Consider the following 23,705-nt stretch of genomic DNA (forward strand, 5'->3'; position numbering starts at 1 on the left):
GCGGCATGGCCACGCCGCTGCTGGCGTCAGCTCCAGATCACCCTCAAGTCAGCCTCAAGTCAGCTTCGAAACGGCGCAAGGCTCCTTCAAGTCCCGACCCTGTGCGATCAGATCGAGCACCCGTCGTGCAGCGCACCTCACTCCACAGCTTGCAGCTCGGCGAGCTTCGTCCGCGCGGTCGCCTCGTCCAGCGCAACGAGTTCGGCCGGCCCAGGATTGGCGTCTCCTGCCGTCGCCACGGAAACGACGGCAAGCCCGGCCAAGCCGCCTACGATCGCGCCGCCGGTCGCGGCATCGTGCCTGGGGCTGCTCTTGATGAGGTAGAAGTGCGTCCGGCCGGCTTCCATCACGATCTCGCGCTTGGTGTCGCCCGGAAACATCAGCTCCGTCACCAGCAATTCGTGGCGACCCGCCGGCCGATCGGCATAGGCGTATTTCCCAGCCACGACTTTGCCGAGCGGCGCACCGTCGAGCTTCACCTCACAGGCGCAGATCGCCATGCTGAGCCCATTCCTCTTGTCCTGGAGCAGGACGACGCGCGAGTGCCCGGCGCGCGGAGGCCCGACCTTTTTCGACACAGAGGCAAAGTCGGTTCCGACCTGATCGCTGACACAGCCCACCAGCATCGCACCGACGGCCAACAACAACGCGCCCCGTCGCAGCATCGCACACCCCAGCCCATTCCCCGGGGGGCATGCTAGCTGGAATCAGCGACAGGTTGCAACCACATCCCACGACCACTGTGTGGATCGCGCAGACCGGGTCTTAGAGCTGCTGCACGTCGACCACGCCTGCGACCGCCTTGATCGCGCCGGCGATCTGCGGCGAGACCTTGAAGCGGCCGGGCAGCTTCATCTCCACCTCGGTCTCGAGGTCGAGCATCATCACCAGCGAGACCTCGCCGTCGCCGTTGGAGCGCGGCGCGATGCCGGGACTGCCGATCTTTGGCGCGGCACCGTTCGCGGGCGCCATCTCGGGTCCGGCGAGACGCTTGGCGATCGATTCCAGCGGCTTGGTGTCGCGCAGGAAGATGCGCAAGCCCTTTTGCGTCTTGGCGGCGGCGTCATCCAGCGGCTCGGCATGCAGCACGCGGGCGCGGACGTCCTCGCCCTGGAGCTCGGCGCCGAGCTGGAGCAGCACGGCGGCGCCCGGCTCCAGCACGTCGCGATATTGCGCGAGGCCTTCGGAGAACAGCACCGCCTCGAAATGGCCGGTCGGATCGGACAGGCCCATGATGCCCATCTTGTTGCCGGTCTTGGTGCGCCGCTCCATGCGCGAGACCACGGTGGCCGCGACCTTGCCGGCGGTGGCGCCGGTCTTCACCGCGCGCGAGAACTCGGCCCAGCTCTGCACGCGCAGGCGCTTCAGCACCGTGGCGTAATCGTCCAGCGGATGTCCCGACAGGAAGAAGCCGATCGCGTCGTATTCGCGGCGCAGCCGCTCGGCCGGCAGCCACGGCTCGACCTGCGGCAGCATGATGCTGGGCGCATCCGCCGAGCCGCCGAACATGTCGTTCTGGCCGATCGTGGCGGCCTCGTGCGCGCGCTGGCAGGCGGCCAGAATCGAGTCCGCGCCGGCGAAGACGCGCGCCCGGTTCGGCTCCAGCGTGTCGAAGGCGCCGGCGGCGGCGAGGCTCTCGATGATGCGCTTGTTGATCGCGCGCGGATTGACCCGCGCGGCGAAGTCGGCGAGCGAGGTGAAGAGACCGTTCTTCGTGCGCTCCTCGATGATCTGGTCGATCGCCTGGATGCCGACGCCCTTCAGCGCGGCGAGCGCGTAGTAGATCGTCTTCTCGCCGACATCGAAGGTCGCGCCCGAGCGATTGATGTTCGGCGGCTCGACCTTGATGCCGAGGCGCTGCGCCTCGGAGCGGAATTCGGAAAGCTTGTCGGTGTTGTTGAGATCGAGCGTCATCGACGCCGCGATGAACTCCACCGGATAATGCGCCTTCATGTAGGCGGTGTGATAGGACACCAGCGCGTAGGCCGCCGCGTGGCTCTTGTTGAAGCCGTAGTCGGCGAACTTCGCCAGCAGCTCGAAGATGGTCTCGGCCTGCCCCTTCGGTACGCCGTTCTTCACCGCGCCCGCGACGAAGATGTCGCGCTGCTTGTCCATCTCGGCGCGGATCTTCTTGCCCATGGCGCGGCGCAACAGGTCGGCGTCGCCGAGCGAATAGCCCGACATCACCTGCGCGATCTGCATCACCTGTTCCTGGTAGATGATGACGCCGAAGGTCTCTTTCAGGATCGGCTCCAGCACGGGGTGCAGATATTCCGGCTCCTCGTCGCCGTGCTTGCGCGCGCAATAGGTCGGAATGTTCGCCATCGGACCCGGGCGATAGAGCGCCACCAGCGCGATGATGTCCTCGAAACGGTCGGGGCGCATGTCGATCAGCGCGCGCCGCATGCCCTGGCTTTCAACCTGGAACACGCCGACCACATCGCCGCGCGCCAGCATCTGGTAGCTCTCGGCATCGTCGATCGGCAGCGTCGCGAGATCGACGTGGATGTTGCGCGGCTTGAGCAGCTTGCAAGCAACGTCGAGCACGGTCAGCGTCTTCAGGCCGAGGAAGTCGAATTTGACGAGGCCCGCCGGCTCGACCCATTTCATGTTGAATTGGGTCACCGGCATGTCGGATTTGGGATCGCGGTAGAGCGGCACGAGTTCGCTCAGGGGGCGATCGCCGATCACGATGCCGGCCGCGTGGGTCGAGGCGTGACGGGTCAGGCCTTCGAGGCGCTGGGCGATGTCGAAGGCGCGCGCCACCACCGGGTCTTCGTCGCGGAACGCCTGGAGCTTCGGCTCGCTCTCGATCGCAGCCGCCAGCGTCACCGGCGCAGCGGGATTCTGCGGCACTAGCTTCGTCAGCTTGTCGACCTGGCCGTAGGGCATCTGCAGCACGCGACCGACGTCGCGCAGCACGCCGCGCGCCTGCAGCGTACCGAAGGTGATGATCTGCGCGACCTGGTCGCGGCCGTAGCGCTGCTGCACGTACTGGATCACCTCGCCGCGGCGGTCCTGGCAGAAGTCGATGTCGAAGTCCGGCATCGAGACGCGTTCGGGATTGAGGAAGCGCTCGAACAGCAGGCCGAATTTGATCGGATCGAGATCGGTGATGGTCAGCGCCCAGGCGACCAGCGAGCCTGCGCCGGAGCCGCGGCCCGGCCCGACCGGAATGCCCTGCGACTTCGCCCATTTGATGAAGTCCGACACGATCAGGAAGTAGCCCGCGTATTTCATGCGCATGATGACGTCGAGCTCGAAGGCGAGCCGTTTGGCGTATGTCTCCTCAGTCGTGCCCTGCGACAGGCCGTGGACGCGCAGGCGGTTGGCGAGCCCCTCCTCCGCCTGGCGCTTCAATTCGGCGGCCTCGACCGCGCCCGCATCCGAGCTCGATGCGGCGCCGACGGTGAAGAACGGCAGGATCGGCTTGCGCGTCATCGGTCGGAACGAGCAGCGCTCGGCGATCTCCACCGTCGAGGCCAGCGCCTCCGGAATGTCGGCGAACAGCACCGCCATCTCGGCGCGGGTCTTGAAGCGGTGATCAGGCGTGAGCTGCTCGCGCTCGGTCTCGGCGATCAACCGCCCGCCGGCGATGCACAACAGCGCGTCGTGCGCCTCGTAATCGTCGGTCGCGGCGAAATATGGCTCGTTGGTCGCGACCAGCGGCAGGCCTTTGGCATAGGCGATGTCGATCAGGCCGCTCTCGATGCGCCGTTCCTTATCGGTGTTGTGGCGCTGCAATTCGATGTAGAGGCGGTCGCCAAACAGGCTGGCGAGACGCTCGCAGCGCAACGCCGCAATTTCGGCCTGCCCGGTGGCAAGCGCCAGCGAGATCGGTCCGTCCGGACCGCCGGTAAGCGCGATCAGGCCCTCGGTCTCGCCTTCGAGCCAGTCGAACTTGATGTGGGAGGCATTGGTGTCGGGCGTCTCCAGGAACGCTCGCGAGTTCAGCCGCATCAGGCTGCGATAGCCGCGCTCCTGCGCCGCCAGCAGCACCACGCGCGACGGCCCCAGCGCATTGCGCGCGTTCGGATCCTGGTCGCCGAAGTCGATCGCCAGTTCGCAGCCAACGATCGGCTGGATGCCGGAACCCGCCATCTTGTCGGAGAACTCCAGCGCGCCGAACATGTTGTCGGTGTCGGTCAGCGCCAAGGCCGGCTGGTGGTCCTTCTTGGCGAGCTCGGCAAGCTTGGCGATCTTGATCGAGCCCTTGAGCAGCGAATAGGCCGAGTGAACGTGAAGGTGGACAAATCCGGCGCTCGGCATGGTCGCGTAACGGCCTCTTGCAGATGAAGTGGAGCGGTCGCCAGCTCCTCAAGGCATTATGCACTCGCCCGGCCGACTCGCCTCCCGATGGTGGGGTGTGGCGCCGCGAGAGTCCACGCCGGAGCGGCCAATCCGCCGCGTCGTCCCGCTTTTCCCCAACCGCGCCTGCTCAGAGCTGCGGAATCACCTGGGCCCAGATCGCGATCATCCCGACGAACAGCGTGATCGACGCCAGTGCAGCCGCTTCTTCCACGAAAACCCTGAACATGTCTCGCTCCTTTACTAGAACGTATGAAGAACATTGTTCTCATTTCGTTCTCAGGAGTCAAGTCGTCTGAACCATTCCGCAAGGGCATGGTTAACTTGTTGAATTCGAACAATAAAAAAGCCCCGGCGCAAGGCCGGGGCTTTCGACGCCGCTCGAATTGAGCGTCAGTCTCAGTAGCGCGCGATAGGCATGCCGCCGAACTTGTAGTTCAGGCGGACGAGGCCCATGTCGACGTCCTGACGGATGCGCTCGGTGCCAGCGAAGCCGGCGAACGTCACGTCCTTGTCGGCCAGGAAGATGTGGTTGTACTCGACGCCAACCGACCAGTTCGGCGCGAAGCCGTACTCGAGGCCGGCACCAACGGTACCACCCCAGCGGGTGTCGCTGGTCGACGCGAGCAGCCCGCCGCCGAGGTCGGAGATCTCGTACTTGTCGCTGACCACAGCCGCACCGCCCTTGACGTAGAGCAGCACGTTGTTCCAGGCATAGCCGACCTGGCCGGTGATCAGGCCGAACGCATCGATCTTGGTGCGGTTGCGGGTGGCGAACAGCGCGCTGACATTGTCGCCGGAGAAGTCGGCCCAGTTGCCCTGGCCTTCCACGCCGAACACGAACTGGCCGGACTGCCAGCGATAGCCGATCTGACCACCGACCGTGCCGCCGGTCGCATCGTGCGAACCTTCGCGGCCGACGCCAACGAAATCCCAGGTGGTGCGAGCCGAACCGCCGCCGCCGTTGATGCCGATGTAGAAGCCGCTCCAGTCGTAGACTGCGGCGATCGCTGCCGGCGGAGCCTTGGTGTAGGGCCGCGCCGCGAGGTCAGCAGCCACCGCCGGCGCAGCCGCGCTGAGCGCGATCAAGCTGACAGCGGCAAGCAACAAATTCTTCTTCATTTGATTCCCGTTCCAGTTTCTTCAGTAGGCCCCCGGGCCGTGGGTCGTCATATCAGCGATCGACGGAATTGCTGTAACTTCGACGCAACAGTTAGAGCCAAAGGGCCGCGCTTCATTAATGAACGTTTAGCAGAGCGCGTGGGAAACCCTATGAAACAAGTGTTTTCTGTAGTTCCAATGTCGACAACACGACATAAACTGCATGCGCGCGTAACAACGTCGCGCGCACATTCGCGTGATCGGAGAATCCAGATGCGAGCCCGAGTTACTCTCCCCATTATCGCCACATTTTCGCTCGCTCTCGCCACATTTGCGCTCGCGCTCAACGCAAGCACGCCGGCGCGCGCCTTCGGCAAGAATCATCCATTCTGTCTCACCGGCGACGAATGGCCGGGGCTGAGCAATTGCAGGTTCGATAGCTACGCGCAGTGTCAGGCGAGCGCATCGGGGCGCGCGCTGACCTGCATCGCCAATCCGTTCTTCGCAGGCCAGAGCGATGATCCCTACGCCTATCAAAATCGTCCGCGCGCGCAGACGCCAGGCTATTCATCAGGCTATTTCCTGTCGCGCTGAGATGCGCCGCGCGTGGCCTACGCTGATCGCAGCCGGCATGCTCCTTGCGAGCGCGCCTGTGCACGCGCAGACCTATGATCCGAGCTATCCGGTCTGCATGCAGATCTACGGTCCCGTCGGCTATTTCGACTGCCGCTATGGCTCGCTTGAGCAGTGCAGATATCTCGCCGTCGGGCGTTCGGCGAGCTGCATCGTGAACCCGTATTTCCCATCAAGGAAACCGACGCCCCCTCGCCGATCGAGCCGTGCCGCCGAATAATCCCAACGATCCGGCGGCCTGCGTCTCCTTAGCTTTGCCAGGGCGTGTTGCGGATGCGCGTACACGCGTTTGGTTTGCGGAAGCTGGGATCGTGATCTTCGATGTAGTCGAAATTGACCGTCCCGAACGTCGTCTGCGGCTTCTTCAGGGCTGAGCAGGTCTGCACCTTCAGGAACTCGTTCTTGAAGTCACCGCGGGGGAACGCAGTGATCACCTGGTCGCGCTGCTCCGGTGTGTACTCGTCATATCCAACACCGACGACGTCCACCAGAACGCCTGCGTTGGTGAGAGCGATCTCCGGCCTCATATATTGCGGAATGCCGGGGGTGGTGTGCAGCGCGATCGCTTCCCACACCAGATCGGCCTGCGGTTCGGCAATGCCGCGCGCCCGCAGAAAGTCGCGCGCGGCGTCTGCGCCGTCGACCTCAAATCGCTTGGTCTCGGTGTGGTAGTGATCAACGAGGCCGAGATCGTGAAACAGCGCTGCGACATAGAGCAGCTCGGAATCGAACTTCAGCTTCTGACGCAGCCCTTTGATCGCGCCGAACACATAGACGCGAACCGAATGGTTGAACAACATCTCGTCTTCGTAACTGCGCACCAGCTCGGTGGCTTCGCGCGCCAGCTTGCTGTCGGGAATCTTGACGCCGGAAATCACCCTCGTCATTTTCAGGCTCCTGGTTTCTGTTCGGCTGATGCCCTTCGGGTCAGGCTGCATTCTCGAGCGCAGCCTGTGGCGTCTTTCGGAAGCTGATCGACATGCGATTGTACGCATTCATCAGGCTGATCGCGATCGTGAGATCGACCAGCTCGCGCTCGCTGAAGACCGCGCGGGCGGCTTGATACGCCTCATCTGGAACGTTGGTCTCGGCGACGCGGGTCACCGTCTCGGCCCAGGCGAGCGCCGCGCGCTCGCGTTCGTCGAAGAGATTGCCCGCCTCGGCCCACGCCTGGACCAGCGCGAGCTTTTCGATCTTCACGCCGCTCTTGAGCAGGTCGCGGCTGTGCATGTCCAAACAATAGGCGCAGTTATTGATCTGCGACACGCGGAGATAGACGAGGGTGACCAGTGTCGCAGGCAGTCCGCTCTGCATGACGTAGCCGTAGACGCCGCCCAGTGCCTTCGCGCCTGCCGGCGCGATGTGGTTGTAGTTGAGACGTTCACTCATCTGCTTTCTCCTTGATGATCAGGGGGGTGAAACGCTCCCTTCGCCCCCTTAGGTGCCCCTGCCATGGTCCACAAAAAAGTACCAAAAACGTACAAAACTCGTGTACCAATATGCATGACCAAACCGCTGCGGCTGAAGCTCGATCGATCCGCAAAGACGCCACTGGCGGAGCAGATCCACAGGGGAATCAGAGCTGCCATCGAGAGCGGTGTGCTCGCCCCGGGCGCTCGCCTGCCCTCATGGCAGGATTTGGCCGCGCAGCTCGGCGTCGCGCGCGGCACCGTGCGTTCGGCGTATGAAAAGCTCTTATCCGCCCAACTGATCGTTGCAGCCCGCGCCACAGGCACGCATGTCGTGGACCGGCCGTCCTTCCCCGTTCGGCGGGACAAAGCCCCGGCCCCCGGCTCATTCATGGAGATGTACCAGGAACTCACCGCAGGGCCGGCGATCTTCCAGATGGGCGTGCCTGCGCAGGAGACCCTTCCTGCCACGCTGCTGGCGAGGATGCGTGCGCAAGCGGTTCGCGTTGAGGTGAGTGCGCCGGCGATTTACCCTGACCCGCGCGGCGAGTTGGAGTTGCGGCGCGAGATCGCGGCCTACCTTGCGCTGGCGCGCGGGATCGAATGCGCGCCGTCCCAGATCATCATCACCAGCGGCTTCAGCGGCGGGCTTGGTCTGGCGCTCCGTGTCCTCGGTCTCGAGCAGAAGAAAGTCTGGGTGGAGAATCCCGGCTTTCCCTTTACGCGGCGCGGCCTCGAGCTTGCGAGATTGTCGATCGCGCCGATCCCGGTTGACGCTGACGGCATCGATGTCGATTACGGCCTGAAACATGCGCCCGATGCGGCACTGGTTGTGGTGACGCCAGGGCAGCAGGCGCCGCTCGGATTCACGCTGTCGCTGGCAAGACGCTCACGCCTGCTCGACTGGGCGACCCAAAACAAGGCGTGGGTGATCGAAGATGATTATTTGAGCGAGCTTCAGCTCAAGGGCCGGGCCACACCAGCGCTCGCCTCTCTCGATCGCGCCGGCCGCGTCATTCACATCGGCTCTTTCAGCAAGACCATGACCCCCGCCTTGCGGCTCGGCTTTGTGGTTGCACCGGCCGCTCTGGCGTCGCGATTTGCCGAAACTGCGGCCTGCCTCGCGCCGGCGCCCGGGCCCGCGGTGCAGCTCGCGACCGCCGAGTTCATGCGGAACGGCCATTATCTCCGGCATCTTCGGCGCACGAAGCGGGTCTACGCAGCGCAAGGCGATGCATTGCTGAAATACCTTCGCCCGCGCACTGCAAATGTTGCGATTGCCGGATTGGCTGCTGTCCTGCGGTTGCCGAAGGGAGCAGCCGATCTTGCCATCGCCAGGGAAGCAGCACCGCTTGGACTGGCGCCTACGCCGCTATCGCTCTGGTATGCGTCGAGGGCTTCGGCGCGCCCGGGACTGTTGCTGGGCGTCGCGACGTCTCCGCTAAAGAGGATCGAGGCGTCCTGTGATCGGCTCCTTCAGATCATCGACCGTATTACGTGATCAGACTCTGAGTTCGGTGACCTTCACCGGCCAGCGTGACGATCAAAGCTCCGCTTCGGGTGGCGATCACGGCGTGATCGCACTGAACAGTCGGCACCAAGCTGCGCAGGATCGATGAGCCCCTGTATCCATCCGGCGAGGCCGCTACCCACGACGCCGCGTTCAACGCGCCTGGATTGACCTACATGAAACCCGGATTGCGCGGGAGGTAGCAGCCCCAATCTCCGAACTGCCGGTTCGACATCAGCAGCATCGGGAACGTCAGACGCATCCCGTGGTCGGTCGCCGCCTTGAGCGCTGACTCGCTCGCGCCCGGCACGAAGGCCGAAATGGTCGCAACATCGCTCTGCGCCGCGAACGACAACGCAGCAGCAAGTGCCGAGCCCATGAGATCTGGCCGGCGGACTGCAAGCGGGCCAATGTGTCCATCCGAAATATAGACATACCCGACGCACTCACTGCCGGCGTGGATGGTGAACCCGCTCGTCTGGCTGTCGCCCAGGAGATATCGATGATGCTTCTCCCTGGAAACACCGAGAGCACCGACATCAATGAGCGCCAGCTCATCCAACCCGGCCGTCTTGGCCGTGAGAGATTCAAGACGAAGCCGTGGCTCAGCCAACCGCGACGCCAGTCGGTCTCGAGACACGCTGACCATGTAAATCGGACAGCGCGGGAACAGTCCGTGGCGGATGTAGAGGCCTTGAGACACGTTGTTGAACGTGAAGGTGATCAGCGCTTTGACGGATGCGCCGCGCTTCTCTGCGTGAGCAAACATCTTGCTGATGAGTTGATTACCAATGCCGTCGCTCTGGCGATCTGGGGTCACGAACAGCTGCGCCAGAAACCAAAGCTCGCCACAAACCCAACTCCACGCGAAGCCGACGAGTTCTCCGTCGTCATCGGCGACCCATAAACCTTCGGGATCGTCCGTGAGCGAGAAGGCCTGAAAATTCTGCGGGCGGGAGGATGCCATCTTGCCAAAGCCCCGCCTCTCAGTGAGTTCATTGATGCTGGCGACCACGATCTCGTCGGCTCTCGCCAAGTCGTCCATGCGAGCCGGTCGGCACAAGACAGCCATTCTCGAATCCTCCCCGGGGATCAGCACGCCCGGCCAACCGTCGAACCGGGCCGGAGCGTAGAGCCTTCGACAGACATCCTGAACAGGATGAGAGCGACGAAATCCTCGGCCGGCAATCAGGCGAGCGGCCGGATGTTCTGGTTCATGCGGAAGAAGTTCGTCGGGTCGTATTTCGCCTTGATCCGCTGCAGGCGCCGGTAGTTCGGTCCATAGGCAGCAGCGACGGGATCGCCTGTCTCGTCATCGTCGAGATAGTTGACATAGCGGCCGGAGGCAAAGAAGGGCCGCATCCTCTCATGGGTTTCGCGTGCCCAGGAGATGCAACGGCTCGTATCGCTGGGCTGCGTCCACTGCGCGAGGATCAAGAAATTGTAGCCCTCCTGCCGATGCGGAAATGCCGTGTCCCCGGCATCGATACGGGCCGCCGCACCGTGGATGTGCTCAAGAAGCAACTGCCCCATGGGAGTCGGGCAGCGCGCGAAACATTCGATCATGGTCGCAATCGCACCATCACTCAGCTCCCTCAGGAAGTTCGATTTCCAATAGTTGAAGGCGCCTTTCGGAAAGTTGGCGTCGAGCATGCGGTTGAGCTCGCAATAGGGCATCGGCCCGACTGCGTCCAAGATCGGAGCCCCGAACTGTTTCAGCGGCCGCATCGCTCCTTCGGCCTCCGCCGCCGAACCGCAATGGCTGGTGACCAGGGCAGCGACCTCAGTGCCGGATCCGTCGGGCGCATGGGTCAGGGTTGCGAACAGCATGTGCTCGTCCGTGAGCGAGCGCGTGCTGGCCCGGAAGAATTCGAGCACGTCGCGTGAGCGCTCGATGGGGTGGATGATCGGTCCGCCGGTTATGATCGGCCCGACCGTGTGGAGATCATATTCCAGACTGGTCGCGATCCCGAAGTTTCCGCCGCCACCGCGGATCGCCCAGAACAGATCAGGCTCCTCTTGCTTGCTGACCCGCAAAACCTTGCCGTCGGCGGTGACGAGTTCGACGGCCCGCAAATTGTCCAGTGCCAGGCCGTACTTGCCCATCAGCCAGCCCAGTCCTCCGCCGAGCGTCAGCCCGGCGATCCCGGTGGTCGAGACTACGCCGCCGGTGACCGCAAGCCCGTGAAGTTGTGTTTCGCGATTAAGCTCGCCCCAAGTGACCCCGCCCTGCGCCCACACCGTCTTGCCGACAGGGTCGACCCGGACGCCCTTCATGGGCGAGAGGTCGATCATGATACCGCCGTCGATGGTCGCGCGACCTGCCACATTATGGCCGCCGCCGCGAACCGCGACCTCGAGGCCGAGCTTGGTCGCAAGAACGACGGCATCCACGACATCGGACACACTGCGGCACCTGGCAATCAATGCCGGCCGTTTGTCGACCAGCCCGTTGTGGATCTTTCGCGCCTCCTCATAGCCCTCGTCCCCTGGCTTGAGCAGTTGTCCTCCGAACGAGGCGTTGAGATCGGCGGCAGCGCTGGCGACAGATGCGATGGACGACATGACATGGTCTCCTCAGCTTGACCCGCCATATCCTCGATCGTGGGCTATCTTGGAGCAAATCCGAAGATTTCAGGTGACGATGAATTGATTTCACCTAGACTGGCGGCATGTACAAGCTGCCGCCCCTGATCGAGCTGCGCGCTTTCGAAGCTGCCGCCCGCCATCTGAGCTTCAAGAAGGCGGCGGCAGAACTCGGCGTCACGCCAACGGCGATCAGCCACCAGATCGGGTTGCTCGAGCAGTATTGTGGTCGCGCTCTGTTCCGCCGCAGACCACGGCCTCTTTCGCTGACCGATGCCGGAGCGCGGCTCTTCCCCGCCATTCGTGGCGGCCTTGAGGTGTTCGCCGCGGCCATTGCGGCCGTCAAGCAGGAAGGCGACCAACAGCCTCTCCGGGTGACGACAACCAATGCTTTTGCCAGCCGCTGGCTCGTGCCCCGCCTGCCCCTGTGGCGGAAGCTGCATCCCGATGTGCCACTGGAAGTCATCGGCACTGACTCAGTGCTCGATCTGCAGGCCGGAGATGGCGATGTCGCCATTCGCTATGCGACTAGCCGGGCACGGCCGACAGACGGAATCGTCGATGATCTCTTCAGCGATACATTCTGGCCGGTTTGCAGTCCGCGTTTGCTTGCAACGGAGCGCCTGAAGAGACCAGTCGACCTCGCAAACCACGTTCTGATTCACTCCTATTGGTCGCCGGCCGATCGTGAGCCGCCGACATGGCAGAGATGGCTCGCTGCAGCTCAGCGCAGGTGGCGCGAAGTGCCCCAGTTCAAGGACATGCAGCACCTGAGTTTCCGGGAGGAACTGCACGCCATCGAGGCGGTGATCGCCGGGCAAGGAGTCGGGGTTTTCAGTGATGTGCTCGTGGCACACGACCTCGCGGCTGGTACGCTCGTGAAGGCGTTCAAGTTGAGCTTGCCTGGCTACGGCTTCCATGTGGTCAGTAAGCCAGGCCATCCGCGCGCGCGAACCATCCGGGCCTTCTCGGAGTGGTTACGGTCAAGTCCTTGATCCGCTTCTCTGCGCCCTTCGAGATGTCGACTCCCCGTTACGGCGGTTCAGTCCAAATTGACCAGCAACGTCTCCGGCCTCTCGACAGCAGACGCGTCGGCCTTGATGTCTCTCTGTCTTACACCGGCGTATAAATCACGAGCTTCAGCGCGGGATCGTCGTTGGCCTGAAAGCTCGTGTGCTCGAACCGGAGCACGCCCTTGGTCGGATGGTTCATGGTCTTCAGGCCCGAGGCGGTACTGCGGATCTCGTGCGCCTCCCACCATTTGACGAATTCCGGACTGCCCTGACGCAGTCGCGTGAGCAGCTCGGTGAAGGCGGGATCGCCGGCCCAGACGTCGTGAGTGGCGCGAAACATCGCGACCATGCTCTTGGCGACCTCGGTCCAGCCCGCGCCGTAGAATTTTCGCGTCTGCTTGTTCGTCAGCACCAGCAGCAGCGTATTGCGATCCTGCTCCGGCAGCTGTCCGAAGCCAAAGACCTCCTCGGCCGCCGCGTTCCAGGCCAGCACGTCCCAGCGTCGGCCGGTGATGTAGGCCGGCTGCGTCAAGCTCTCGATCATCCGCCGGATGGGCGGCGGCACGATCTCGGGCACGAAGGCCGCCCTCGCGCCGTCGCGCGCCAGCGCCTTCAAATGGGCGTGCTCGGTCTTGCTGAGCCGCAGCGCGCGGGCGAGTGCGTCGACGGTGGTGACCGAGGGGCTGACGGTGCGGCCCTGTTCGAGGCGGATGTACCAGTCGACGCCGATACCAGCGAGCTGCGCGACTTCCTCACGCCGCAGCCCCGCGGTGCGCCGCCGGCGGCCCGCCGGAAGGCCCACGGATTTCGGCGACAGCTTTTCGCGGCGGGACCTGAGGAAATCGCCGAATTCGACGCGGCGTGGGTCGGCCATTGCTGTCGCTCCCGCGATGGAGGGTCCCTAGAATACTAGGATAATACCAGGCCTTCATGTCCCCTCCAAGGCGGCGCATATGCGCTTCACCGACTTTGAGGTGAACATCATGAAAGCTGCCGTGCTCAAATCTTTCGGTTCGCCGCTGGTGATCGAGAATGCCCCCGAACCGGTGCTCGGCACCGGCGAGGTCATCGTCGACGTCGTCGCCACGCGCGTGCTGTCCTACATGAACGAAGTCTTCGACGGGACGCGCAATTATGCGCTCGACCTGCCGATCATCCCCGGACCCGGCGGCATCGGGCGGGTGCGCGCGATCGGCCCGGACGCAACCAAACTAGCCATCGGCGACTGGGTGTTCTGCGACCCGACGGTGCGTTCGCGCGACGACGCCGTTGCGCCCGACATCGCCCTGCAAGGGCTCACCGCCGCCGGCCCCGGCGGCATGCTCCTGCAAAAGCATTTTCGCCACGGCTCGTTTGCCGAGCAGATGCGCCTGCCGACCGAGAACGTTACACGCCTCGGCGCGATCACGCCGGAGGAAGCGACGCAATGGTGCGCCCTTGGCACGCTGCTGGTGCCCTATGGCGGTTTCCTCGCTGCGAACCTGCGACCAGGCGAGACCGTGCTGGTGAGCGGGGCCACCGGCAATTTTGGCAGCGCCGCCGTCTCGGTCGCGCTGGCAATGGGCGCGGCCTGCGTGATCGCTCCCGGCCGCAACGAGAAGATCCTGGCCGACCTCGTCCGCCGCTTCGGCGAGCGGGTCAAGCCGGTCAAGCTCACCGGCGTTGAGGACGACGACCGCGAGAGCATGAAGCGCGCCGCATCAGGCCCGATCGACTGCGTGTTCGACATCATGCCGCCTTCGGTGAGCACCAGCGTGGTGCGCGCGGCGATCATGACGGTGCGCGCTTACGGCCGTGTCGTGCTGATGGGCGGCGTCGGCATGGCGGGCGGCGCGGGGCTCGAGCTGCCCTACCCCTGGATCATGCGCAACTGCATCACCATCCACGGCGTCTGGATGTACCCGCCGGACGCCGCCAGTCGCCTGATCGCGTTGGTGCGTGCCGGGCTGCTCAGGCTCGACGAGTACGAGGTGACGGCGTTCGATCTCGACCACGCCAACGAGGCCGTGGCACATGCCGCGGCCAATGGCGGGCCGTTCAAATTGACCGTGATCCGGCCGTAACGGCGAGCGCGCCGCGGCGATGCGCCGTCGCAGCGGATTTGCTGGACATATCAAACGGCTGGAATGCATCACCCCGATCGTCGCCGGCAGCGGCCGGCTACTGTGCATGGGGTTGTTTTCGCAGTTTTAGTTTGGCGGCCCGCCGGCGCGGCATCAGGAACTCACCTCTCCCTTGGGAGAGGTCGGCGCGTAGCGCCGGGTGAGGGTTTACGGTCTCGCGTTGGGCAGCGCCCCCTCACCCGATTTGCTGGCGCAAATCGACCTCTCCCCGCCGGGGAGAGGTGAAGCGAGCCCGGAGCCCGGTCCAACCAACACGCTTCAGCTAATCGAGCTCGACGACCTGGCCGTTCGACAGCGAGACTCGCCGGTCCATGCGGCTGGCGAGCTCCATGTTGTGGGTGGCGATCAGCATCGACACCTGGGTCGCCTTGACCAGCTGCATCAGGGCCTGAAAGACGTGGTCCGCGGTATGCGGATCGAGATTGCCGGTCGGCTCGTCCGCAAACAGCACGCGCGGCGCGTTGGCAACCGCGCGCGCGATCGCGACGCGCTGCTGCTCGCCGCCGGACAGCTCGGCCGGGCGATGGGTGATGCGGTCGCCGAGGCCGAGATAGCCCAGGATATCTTTGGCGCGTTTGACGCTCTCGGACTTCTTCAGGCCGCGGATCATCTGTGGCAGCATGACGTTCTCCAGCGCCGAGAACTCCGGCAGCAGCCGGTGCGACTGGTAGACGAAGCCGATATCGGTGCGGCGCAGCTGGGTGCGCTCGATATCAGGCAGCTGCGAGGTCGGCGCGCCCGAGACATAGACCTCACCGGAATCGGGCGCCTCGAGCAGCCCCGCGATGTGCAGCAGCGTCGACTTGCCCGAGCCCGACGGCGCCACCAGCGCGACCGACTGCCCGCGCCACAACGCCAGCTTGGCGCCGTCGAGGATCGTCAGCGGCACCTCGCCCTGCAAGTACCGCCGCTTTATCTCGTGGAGATAAATGACCGGTACATCTTCCGCCCCCTGCTGCTGCTCCATCAGCCCCTCACTCGTACCGGAGCGCTTCGACGGGATCGAGGCGCGCGGCGCGCCACGACGGGTACAGCGTCGCCAGGAACGATAGCGTCAGCGCCATGACGACGACCGCCGTGGTCTCGCCGATGTCGATCTCGGCGGGCAGCTTCGACAGGAAATAGAGTTCCGGCGAGAACAGCTCGGTGCTGGTGAGCCAGGACAGGAATTGCCTGATGGATTCGATGTTGAGGCAGATCACGAGACCGACAAAGAAGCCGACCAGCGTGCCGACCACGCCGATCGAGGCGCCCGTGATCAGGAAGATGCGCATGATCGAGCCCTGCGAGGCGCCCATGGTGCGCAGGATCGCGATGTCGCTGCCCTTGTCCTTCACCAGCATGATCAGGCCGGAGACGATGTTCAGCGCGGCGACCAGCACGATCATGGTCAGGATCAGGAACATCACGTTGCGCTCGACCTGGAGCGCGTTGAAGAAGGTCGAATTGCGCTGCCGCCAGTCGACCAGGAACACCGGGCGGCCCGCGGCCTCCGTCACTGCCTTGCGGAAGGCGTCGATCTTGTCGGGATTGGTGGTGAACACCTCGATCGAGGTGACGTCGTTGCTGCGGTTGAAATAGGCCTGTGCCTCCGCCAGCGGCATGAACACGAAGCCGAGATCGTATTCGGACATGCCGATCTCGAACACGGCGACGATCTTGTACGGCTTGATGCGCGGCGTCGTGCCCATCGGGGTGACCGCGCCCTTCGGCGCCACCAGCGTCACGCTGTCGCCGGCATGCAGCGACAGCTGGTCGGCGAGGCGGCGGCCGATCGCGACGCCCTGCCCCTCGTCAAAGCCTTCGAGCGAGCCCTGCTTGATGTTCTTGGCGATCGAGGTGAGGTTGTTGAGGTCGTCGGAGCGGATGCCGCGCACCAGGACGCCCGAAGCGTTCCATGGAGATGACGCCAGCGCCTGGCCATCCACCACGGGAGCAGCGAGCCGGATGCCCTCGACCTGGCTGAGGCGGTCGGCGACGTCCTTCCAGTCGGTCAGCGGCGATTCCAGCGGCTGGACCAGGATATGTCCGTTGAGCCCCAAGATCTTGTCGAGCAGCTCCTTGCGGAAGCCGTTCATGACAGCCATGACGATGATCAGCGTCGCCACGCCCAACATGATGCCGAGAAAGGAGAACCCGGCGATGACCGAGATGAATCCCTCCTTGCGGCGCGCCCGCAAATAGCGCCCCGACAGCATCCACTCGAATGGCGCAAAAGGCGCGGTCTGCACGGTTTCGGTCATGGTCTCATCCATCGCTCGATAATCCCATGATTCGGGGTCAATTGTGGCCGGATTGGCGGCCGCGATATCGCGCGATGAACAATATTCAGCCGACCAGCCGGGCGACTGCGTCCGCAGGCGACATGGTCTCGCGTGCGCCGTCGGCTCGCCGCTTGATCTCGACCTTGCCGTCGGCGAGCCCCTTCGGCCCGATCATGATCTGCCAGGGGATGCCGATCAGGTCGGCAGCGGCGAATTTGGCGCCGGCGCGCTGGTCGGTATCGTCATAGAGCACATCGACGCCCTTGGCGGTCAGCTCCGCATAGAGCTTCTCGCAGGCCGCATCGACCGCGGCATCGCCCTGCTTGAGGTTCAGCACCACGGCGCGGAACGGGGCGACGGCTTCCGGCCATTTGATGCCGGCGTCGTCGTGACAGGCCTCGATGATGGCGCCAAGCAGGCGCGAGACGCCGACACCGTAGGAGCCGCCATGGATCGGCACGTCGACACCGTCGGGGCCGGCCACCAGCGCATTCATCGGCTCGGAGTACTTCGTACCGAAATAGAAGATCTGGCCGACCTCGATGCCGCGGGTGTTCACCCGCTTGTCTGCAGGCACCTCCTGCTCGAACCGCGCGGAATCGTGAACGTCCTCGGTCGCAGCGTACAGCGAGGTCCACTGCTTGATGATCGGTGTCAGATCGCCCTCATAATTGACGTCCTCGCCCGGCACCGGCAGGTCCAGCACGTCGCGATTGATGAAGACGCCGGATTCGCCGGTCTCCGCCAGCACGATGAACTCGTGGCTGAGATCGCCGCCGATCGGGCCGGTCTCGGCGCGCATCGGGATCGCCTTCAGCCCCATCCGCGCGAAGGTGCGCAAATAGGCGACGAACATCTTGTTGTACGCGACCCGCGCCGCCGCCTCGTTGAGGTCGAACGAATAGGCGTCCTTCATCAGGAACTCGCGGCCGCGCATCACGCCGAACCGCGGACGCTGCTCGTCGCGGAATTTCCATTGAATATGATAGAGATTGAGCGGCAGGTTCTTGTAGGACTTCACATAGGCGCGGAAGATCTCGGTGATCATTTCCTCGTTGGTCGGTCCGTACAGCAACTCACGCTTGTGGCGGTCGGCGATGCGCAGCATCTCCGGGCCATAGGCATCGTAGCGGCCGCTCTCGCGCCAGAGATCGGCGAGCTGGAGCGTCGGCATCAATACCTCGATCGCGCCGGAGCGGTCCTGCTCCTCGCGCACGATCTGCTCGATCTTCTTGAGCACGCGGAAGCCGAGCGGCAGCCAGGCATAGATGCCGGCGGCCTCCTGCCGGATCATGCCGGCGCGCAGCATCAGCCGATGCGAGACGATCTCCGCCTCTTTCGGATTTTCCTTCAGGATGGGCAGAAAGAATCGCGACAACCGCATGGCAATACTCTAGGAATCAGTGACGGGTTGCAGTGAAACCGGATTGGGAGCGAAAACACAAGACCGAGAATGAGGAAAAGCCGCTAACGCGGCGGAATTCCTGTCATTTTTCCGTCGACTTCAGGTTTGACTTGAGCAGCAGCATGCCCTGCAAAGCCGGCGAGCCTAGGGCTATGCCACCTCCAGTTCATCCTCCAGCGCGATCCTCTCGAAGTCGGTCACCAGCGCGTCGATCCGCACGTGCCAGCGGCCGGCGAAGGGCAACTCGACCTTGCGCACATGCCAGTAGCCGTCCGGCCCCAGCGAGGCACCCCGTTCCATCGGCTCGATGCCGCGCTCAGGCAGGCTCAGCGTCAATGTCACCTCCTTGGCCGCGAGCGGCGTCCCCTCTCCGGTCATGAGCTGAAGCACGAAATCGTCGACGCCGGCCTTCCCAGGAGACACCAGCACCTGGAACATTGCCTTGTCGCTGTGAATGTGGATCGCCAAGGGCGTCTCCGGAACGATGGTCCGTGGCGGCGGCGTGAAGCGCCAGCCGGCGACGACCGCGAAGATGATGAGTGCGATCGCGCATTCGAACAGGATCGACCGCTTGAGGGCGGACGCGGCCTCGTGATCCCTTGCCAGCGCCGGGGTCAGGTGAAAGCGGTTGAGCGCGGCGAGTGCGAGTAGCACGAGGACCAGCGCGAGCTTGATGGAAAGGACGAGGCCATAACGGGTCTCGACCAGCGCCGACAACCTTTCGAGCTGGACGATGGCGAGCACAAGGCCGGTCAATGCCAGCGTGGCGACGACCGGCACGGCGATGTGGGAGAAGCGGTTTACGACAGGCAAGGTCGTGGCCGTCGGCTTCGACACCAGTGCAACGAGCGGCGCCAGCGCCCCGATCCAGAAGGCAACGCCGAGGCCGTGGAGGAAAATCGCCGGCCGCATCAACATTTCGGGCGGAGCCGTGGCGGCGTGCCCGGTCATGGCCAGCGACAGGCCGACGCCGATGAACGCGATGAACGCAAGAGCGCGCGCGTACCATGCGCTGCGCAGCGCCACCAACGCAAGCAGCATCGCGGCGATGGCGACCAGCGATGCGGGACCCGCGGTCGTCGCGAACGCCACCTTCCAGGGGGCCATGGTCGCAAGAGCCGCCGGCGGCAGGCCGAGGAGATCGAGGCCCAGCGCACCAAGGGACACCACCGCGCTCGGAAGGCCGACCGCGAGTGCCACGCGCGGCACGGTCGTGCCAGTCATCGACCACGCGATCCAGCGCGCGAACAACACACCGCCGACGCCGACAAACAGCCCGAGATAGAGACCAACCCGAGTCAGCCAGATCAGCGCGCTCAACCCGCTGTCCGGATTGACCGGCGGCTTCGTCCCCGTCGGCACGCCGATCGAGAATACCACCGATCCCGCGATGGGATGGCCGTCCTGCGAAATCACGCGATAGCTGACGACCGCCGTGCCCTGCGGCAGGTCCGGCGGCACCGCAACCGAGATGGCCTCTCCCGACGCGTCGACGCGCACATCGTCCCGCGCCCTGCCCGTGCCATCAATCAGCTGGACCGCGCCCGGTGTCACCGCCTCGTTGAAGCGCAGCACCACGGCCTTCGGCGCGCTCGCAAGCATGCTGCCGCTGGCCGGCTCGACCGCGACCAGCGCCGCATGCGCGGACGCGCCGGTCGCGAAGCCGACAACGATGAGCAGCGTCGCGAGCGTGGCGAGCAGGCGCATTACGGCTTTGGCAGCAGCTTCACGCCCGGTGCCGGCGACTTGCCCTCATGCGAATGCCCTGCCCCCTCTGCCGGGATTTCGATCCAGCGGCTCACGCCCGTTTCGCATTCCTGGACGACGGGGAAGTACAGGGTCGTGTTCGGCTTGAGCGAGCCGGTCAGGACCGTGTGCATGACGAACTCGTCATAGTTCTTGTCCGGCAGCTTGCCGCCGGACCACATCACCTCCTTGACGCCGGAAGAGAGCTTGTTGCCGTGATAGTCGTATTCCCCGGCATATTTGCCCTCGACGACATCGACGTTCCAGCCCGCCTTCGGCATCGGCTTGACCGCGATCACCCCTTCAGGGATCTGCACGCGGATCTTCACCGTGGGCGAGCCCGCACAGCCGTGCGGCACGGTGAACACAGCCTTGTACGACGCGCCGACCGTGGCATGCTTGGTCTCGAGCGACACGTGCGCCGCCGCCGGCGAGATGGCGAACGCAGCAATCAGGATCGGGCAGGATCGCTTCAACATATTCAGTCTCCCGGAGGCCAGATCCAGCCTCATCACATCTTCATTCCCGAGTGATCCGGCATTTTCTTCATGTCCATATGGCCGGAGTGCCCGGCGCCGCCGGGCGCCGGCGCGCCAACAGCCTGGACGTCGAGAGAGACGGCGACTTTGCCGGCCTTCTCGAACTGAAGTGTCAGCGGCACCTTGTCGCCCTGCTTGAACGGGCCCTTAAGCTCCTGGAGCATCAAATGATTGCCGCCGGGCGCAAGCTTCACGGTCTTGCCGGGATCAATGATGAGCCCCTTGTCGAGCGGGCGCATCTTCATCACGCCATTGTCCATCGCCATCTCGTGAATCTCGGCCTTCCCCGCGATGTCGGCGGAAACGCTGACCAGCCTGTCCGCCGCCGACCCCTTGTTCTCGATGGTGAGATAGCCGCCCGCGACCTTGGCGCCGCCCGGCGTCGCCCGGCTCCAGGCCTGCGAGATGACGAGATCGCCGGCTTTGACGTCGTCGGCGCGCACGGGGGCGGCGAACATTGCGGCGGAAAGCGCTGCGAGCGCGAGGATGCGTGAGAGCTTGGTCATGTCCTTTGCCTTTCTTGTCGTAAACATCACTCCACCCCTCAGAACGTGTACTTGCCGGCGACAACGAAGGTTCGCCCCGGGAACGGATGGAACAGGAAGTACTGCTCGTTGAAGAGATTATCGATGCCGAAGTCGAATGCGAAGTTCTTCGTCGCGTTATAGTGCACCTTCAAGTCCACAACGAAGAAGTTATCGAACGCGCCATAGACGTGGGAGACGCGATCCGTGTTGTCCAGCGTCGAGTACTGCTTGCCGCTGTAGCGTGCAGCAACCGTGTAGGCCCAGCTATCGTTCGGCCGGTAGGTCACGCCGAACTTAGCGCGCCAGTCGGGCACGTAAGGCACGCGCTTGCCGACCACAGTCGTGGGCAGATTCGTCAGAGGATCAATTCCGGCCCACCCCGCGTCGGCCAGGATTCGCGAGTCGACATAAGTAACGCTGCCGAAGAGCTGCAGACCACTGACGAGAACGTTGTCCTTGTCGGCGGACAACTCGATACCCTGCAACCTGATCGCATCGACGTTGCTGATCACGGTCGTCGGCGTTTGCACCTTCGTGATCGGATTGGTGACGAGGTTGGTCTGGGAGATGATCGCATGATCGGTGTGCTCCCGGAACAGGGTCAAGCGGATGCGGCCGTCGCTCCATCTGCGCTCGATGTTCAGCTCACCTGTCAGATCCTGCTCGGGGAACAGGTTGGGGTTGGCGATCGTCGCTACGCCGCCGACTGTCAGGTTCTGATAGAGCTCCGTGACGGTCGGATAGCGATAGGCCTGCCCGAAGTTTGCCGTGATATTCCAGTCCTTGTTCGGATCAAAGGACAGCGACGCCTTCGGTGAAAAATTCGTCGAGGCGAGTTGCGATTGTTGAACCGCAGCGATCGATGTAATCGCGCCGGCAGCGTTCGTCGCGGTGCTGATATTGAAACCATCCTGGGCTCGCCAGGTTTCGAACCGACCACCGAGCGTGAGCTTCAGATTGGGAAGGATCCTCCAGGCATCCTGAAGCCAAATCGCACCGGTCCGGGTCTCACCCTGCCCCTGCGAGTAGAGCGTGCCCGTCCCGGTGTCTCCCGTCGTATTCCAAACGGATGACGCATAAACGGGACTTTCCAGGCGATAACGATCACCATGCATGCCGAAACTGACCTCGTGCGGTCCGTCGTAACCATACGGCCGCCAGATCCCCTTGGCATCGGCATTCTGCCAGTTGGTGCCGTCCATCCTCGTGATCTTCCCGTTCTGGGAATAGCCGACGCCTGTGGGCGTGATGGTGAACGGATTGAGCTGGATGTCCTGGAGATAGTTGTAGCTCGACGCCGAAAGGTCGAAATCGTAGGTGCCCTTGGTGTCGCTCTTGATCGCAACGGCGTTGCTGACATGGGTCTGGTCCCAGACATATTTGCCCGTGGCAAATCCGGACAGGCCCGCGAATGTGGGCGCACCCGTCGCTGCTGATTTCAAGTAGGTCTGGGGATCGGAGACCTGGTGGTTATTCCAGATCCCAAACGAGTAGGTCGCCTGCACCTGCGCCGTCACGTCATAGGAAAGGCGGATGTTACCGGACGTCTGCTGCGAATGCGCGAGGATGCCCGTGCCCACCACGTTGGCCGCAACGCCCTGCTTGTTGAGCGCCGAAAACGCACCGGTCGTACCGGCCGGGATGCTGCCGCTCGTCGTGTAGGTCAGGGGCTGCTGGTAGCTATCGAGATAGTTGGCGCTGACGAGCCAGGACAGCTTGCCGTCGCGATTGCCCGCAGCGGCGCTGGTCTGGCTGGTCACGTAGGTGTCCTTGGTGCCGTATTGATTCCAGGGCATCACGGACACAGTTTCCTTGGCGACTGCAAACGGCTTGTCCGGCATCTTTGACGAGATCAGCAGCACGCCGCCGATCGAGTTGCCGGGATAGGCGGCCGCGAACGGCCCGTTGAGATAGTCGACCCGACCGATCGCTTCCGGCGAGATCAGGTTCCACTTCGGCGAGGCATTCGTGTTGTTGTTGCCGATCAGCGCCGAGATCAGGAGATCGTCGTAGTAGATTAACGTCCGCGAGCTCGAATTGAGGCCCCAGCTTCGCGTCGCGAGCACGGCATTGTTGTCCCCGTCGTTGCGCTTCCGCACGAACAAGCTCGGCATATATTTGACGGCGTCCTCGGGGTCCTTGAGGTTGATAGTCTCGTCGACCTCTTTCGCCGTGACGCTGAAGGAGCGCTGCGGCAATTGATAACGGGCCACGGCGGCCGGCGGCTCGAGTGACACGCGGGCACTGCCTGCACCTTGCTCGGCCGCGACGGCGGGGGCGGCCCGCTCGGTGACGGGCTTTGCCGACCGGTTCCGGACGGCGACCGTACGCGCCGCCGGCTTGCGCGGCTTGGGCTTCACTACCGCGGGCGCATCGACGGTGACCGGCGGCAGCACGACGTTACTGCTCTGAGCGAAAACTCCGCTCGACGACGCCAGCAGCGCGGCCTGAATGGCAACGATGCTCACGCCGCGGCGGGCATGACAACGTAACATGGGGCATTCCTGACGCCGGCTTTCTTCCCGGCTGTTCGACAGCATC

General features: G+C 64.0%; 20 protein-coding genes. 5 read left to right on the forward strand and 15 right to left on the reverse strand.

What is annotated here, in order from left to right; genetic code table 11:
* Positions 1 to 137 precede the first annotated feature (137 nt).
* From BLV07_RS13260 to BLV07_RS13270, 3 genes are all read right to left on the reverse strand, one after another.
* A complete protein-coding gene (locus tag BLV07_RS13260; RefSeq protein ID WP_176945512.1) occupies positions 138 to 665 on the reverse strand; it encodes a DUF2846 domain-containing protein in 528 nt (175 codons plus the stop codon).
* A gap of 100 nt (positions 666 to 765) precedes the next feature.
* A complete protein-coding gene (gene dnaE, locus BLV07_RS13265; protein WP_091885850.1) occupies positions 766 to 4,269 on the reverse strand; it encodes a DNA polymerase III subunit alpha in 3,504 nt (1,167 codons plus the stop codon).
* Between the two features lie 438 nt (positions 4,270 to 4,707).
* Complete coding sequence (locus BLV07_RS13270; RefSeq protein ID WP_091885854.1) at positions 4,708 to 5,430, reverse strand: outer membrane protein; 723 nt, start codon at positions 5,428 to 5,430, stop codon at positions 4,708 to 4,710.
* A gap of 252 nt (positions 5,431 to 5,682) precedes the next feature.
* On the opposite strand from BLV07_RS13270, the gene BLV07_RS13275 reads away from it, so the two are divergent.
* Together BLV07_RS13275 and BLV07_RS13280 are read left to right on the forward strand one after the other, a co-directional pair.
* A complete protein-coding gene (locus BLV07_RS13275; protein WP_091885857.1) occupies positions 5,683 to 6,003 on the forward strand; it encodes a DUF3551 domain-containing protein in 321 nt (106 codons plus the stop codon).
* Between the two features lies 1 nt (position 6,004).
* Positions 6,005 to 6,262, forward strand: coding sequence for a DUF3551 domain-containing protein (locus BLV07_RS13280; protein WP_091885860.1), 258 nt, complete (start codon positions 6,005 to 6,007; stop codon positions 6,260 to 6,262).
* A gap of 28 nt (positions 6,263 to 6,290) precedes the next feature.
* On the opposite strand, the gene BLV07_RS13285 is transcribed toward BLV07_RS13280, so the two are convergent.
* Both BLV07_RS13285 and BLV07_RS13290 read right to left on the reverse strand, forming a co-directional pair.
* Positions 6,291 to 6,929 (reverse strand): HD domain-containing protein, encoded by a 639-nt coding sequence (locus BLV07_RS13285; RefSeq protein ID WP_091885863.1) that lies wholly within the window; start codon positions 6,927 to 6,929, stop codon positions 6,291 to 6,293.
* Between the two features lie 40 nt (positions 6,930 to 6,969).
* Positions 6,970 to 7,431, reverse strand: coding sequence for a carboxymuconolactone decarboxylase family protein (locus BLV07_RS13290; RefSeq protein WP_091885867.1), 462 nt, complete (start codon positions 7,429 to 7,431; stop codon positions 6,970 to 6,972).
* A 114-nt stretch (positions 7,432 to 7,545) separates the two neighbouring features.
* On the opposite strand from BLV07_RS13290, the gene pdxR reads away from it, so the two are divergent.
* Positions 7,546 to 8,952, forward strand: coding sequence for a MocR-like pyridoxine biosynthesis transcription factor PdxR (pdxR, locus tag BLV07_RS13295; RefSeq protein ID WP_091885870.1), 1,407 nt, complete (start codon positions 7,546 to 7,548; stop codon positions 8,950 to 8,952).
* 181 nt (positions 8,953 to 9,133) lie between these two features.
* Here pdxR and BLV07_RS13300 read toward each other — a convergent pair whose 3' ends face one another.
* Positions 9,134 to 10,006: a GNAT family N-acetyltransferase gene (locus tag BLV07_RS13300; protein WP_244551077.1), complete on the reverse strand. Its 873-nt coding sequence runs from the start codon at positions 10,004 to 10,006 to the stop codon at positions 9,134 to 9,136.
* Between the two features lie 143 nt (positions 10,007 to 10,149).
* Positions 10,150 to 11,526: an FAD-binding oxidoreductase gene (locus tag BLV07_RS13305; protein ID WP_091885873.1), complete on the reverse strand. Its 1,377-nt coding sequence runs from the start codon at positions 11,524 to 11,526 to the stop codon at positions 10,150 to 10,152.
* A gap of 107 nt (positions 11,527 to 11,633) precedes the next feature.
* Between BLV07_RS13305 and BLV07_RS13310 the strand changes: the two genes are divergently transcribed.
* Positions 11,634 to 12,542, forward strand: coding sequence for a LysR substrate-binding domain-containing protein (locus BLV07_RS13310; protein WP_091885877.1), 909 nt, complete (start codon positions 11,634 to 11,636; stop codon positions 12,540 to 12,542).
* A 118-nt stretch (positions 12,543 to 12,660) separates the two neighbouring features.
* On the opposite strand, the gene BLV07_RS13315 is transcribed toward BLV07_RS13310, so the two are convergent.
* Complete coding sequence (locus tag BLV07_RS13315) at positions 12,661 to 13,434, reverse strand: helix-turn-helix transcriptional regulator (protein WP_091885882.1); 774 nt, start codon at positions 13,432 to 13,434, stop codon at positions 12,661 to 12,663.
* A 109-nt stretch (positions 13,435 to 13,543) separates the two neighbouring features.
* On the opposite strand from BLV07_RS13315, the gene BLV07_RS13320 reads away from it, so the two are divergent.
* Positions 13,544 to 14,623: a zinc-binding dehydrogenase gene (locus BLV07_RS13320; RefSeq protein WP_176945520.1), complete on the forward strand. Its 1,080-nt coding sequence runs from the start codon at positions 13,544 to 13,546 to the stop codon at positions 14,621 to 14,623.
* Between the two features lie 322 nt (positions 14,624 to 14,945).
* Here BLV07_RS13320 and BLV07_RS13325 read toward each other — a convergent pair whose 3' ends face one another.
* The 7 genes from BLV07_RS13325 to BLV07_RS13355 form a co-directional block, all read right to left on the reverse strand.
* Positions 14,946 to 15,650, reverse strand: coding sequence for an ABC transporter ATP-binding protein (locus tag BLV07_RS13325; protein ID WP_091885886.1), 705 nt, complete (start codon positions 15,648 to 15,650; stop codon positions 14,946 to 14,948).
* Between the two features lie 7 nt (positions 15,651 to 15,657).
* Positions 15,658 to 16,938: a lipoprotein-releasing ABC transporter permease subunit gene (locus tag BLV07_RS13330; RefSeq protein WP_091885894.1), complete on the reverse strand. Its 1,281-nt coding sequence runs from the start codon at positions 16,936 to 16,938 to the stop codon at positions 15,658 to 15,660.
* A 73-nt stretch (positions 16,939 to 17,011) separates the two neighbouring features.
* Positions 17,012 to 18,331, reverse strand: a complete 1,320-nt coding sequence (proS, locus tag BLV07_RS13335) for a proline--tRNA ligase (RefSeq protein ID WP_091885897.1) — start codon at positions 18,329 to 18,331, stop codon at positions 17,012 to 17,014.
* Between the two features lie 171 nt (positions 18,332 to 18,502).
* Complete coding sequence (locus BLV07_RS13340) at positions 18,503 to 20,059, reverse strand: copper resistance CopC/CopD family protein (protein ID WP_091885900.1); 1,557 nt, start codon at positions 20,057 to 20,059, stop codon at positions 18,503 to 18,505.
* Complete coding sequence (locus BLV07_RS13345; protein WP_091886088.1) at positions 20,059 to 20,577, reverse strand: YcnI family copper-binding membrane protein; 519 nt, start codon at positions 20,575 to 20,577, stop codon at positions 20,059 to 20,061. The genes BLV07_RS13340 and BLV07_RS13345 overlap by 1 nt, the downstream gene beginning before the upstream one ends.
* Before the next feature lie 32 nt (positions 20,578 to 20,609).
* Positions 20,610 to 21,143, reverse strand: coding sequence for a copper chaperone PCu(A)C (locus BLV07_RS13350; RefSeq protein ID WP_091885903.1), 534 nt, complete (start codon positions 21,141 to 21,143; stop codon positions 20,610 to 20,612).
* Positions 21,144 to 21,181: 38 nt separating this feature from the next.
* The gene (locus tag BLV07_RS13355) at positions 21,182 to 23,659 is read right to left on the reverse strand and encodes a TonB-dependent receptor (RefSeq protein WP_244551078.1); all 2,478 of its coding nucleotides are present in this window, start codon (positions 23,657 to 23,659) and stop codon (positions 21,182 to 21,184) included.
* Between the last annotated feature and the right edge of the window lie 46 nt (positions 23,660 to 23,705).

It is taken from the genome of Bradyrhizobium sp. Rc2d, assembly GCF_900099855.1.
Lineage (GTDB): Bacteria > Pseudomonadota > Alphaproteobacteria > Rhizobiales > Xanthobacteraceae > Bradyrhizobium.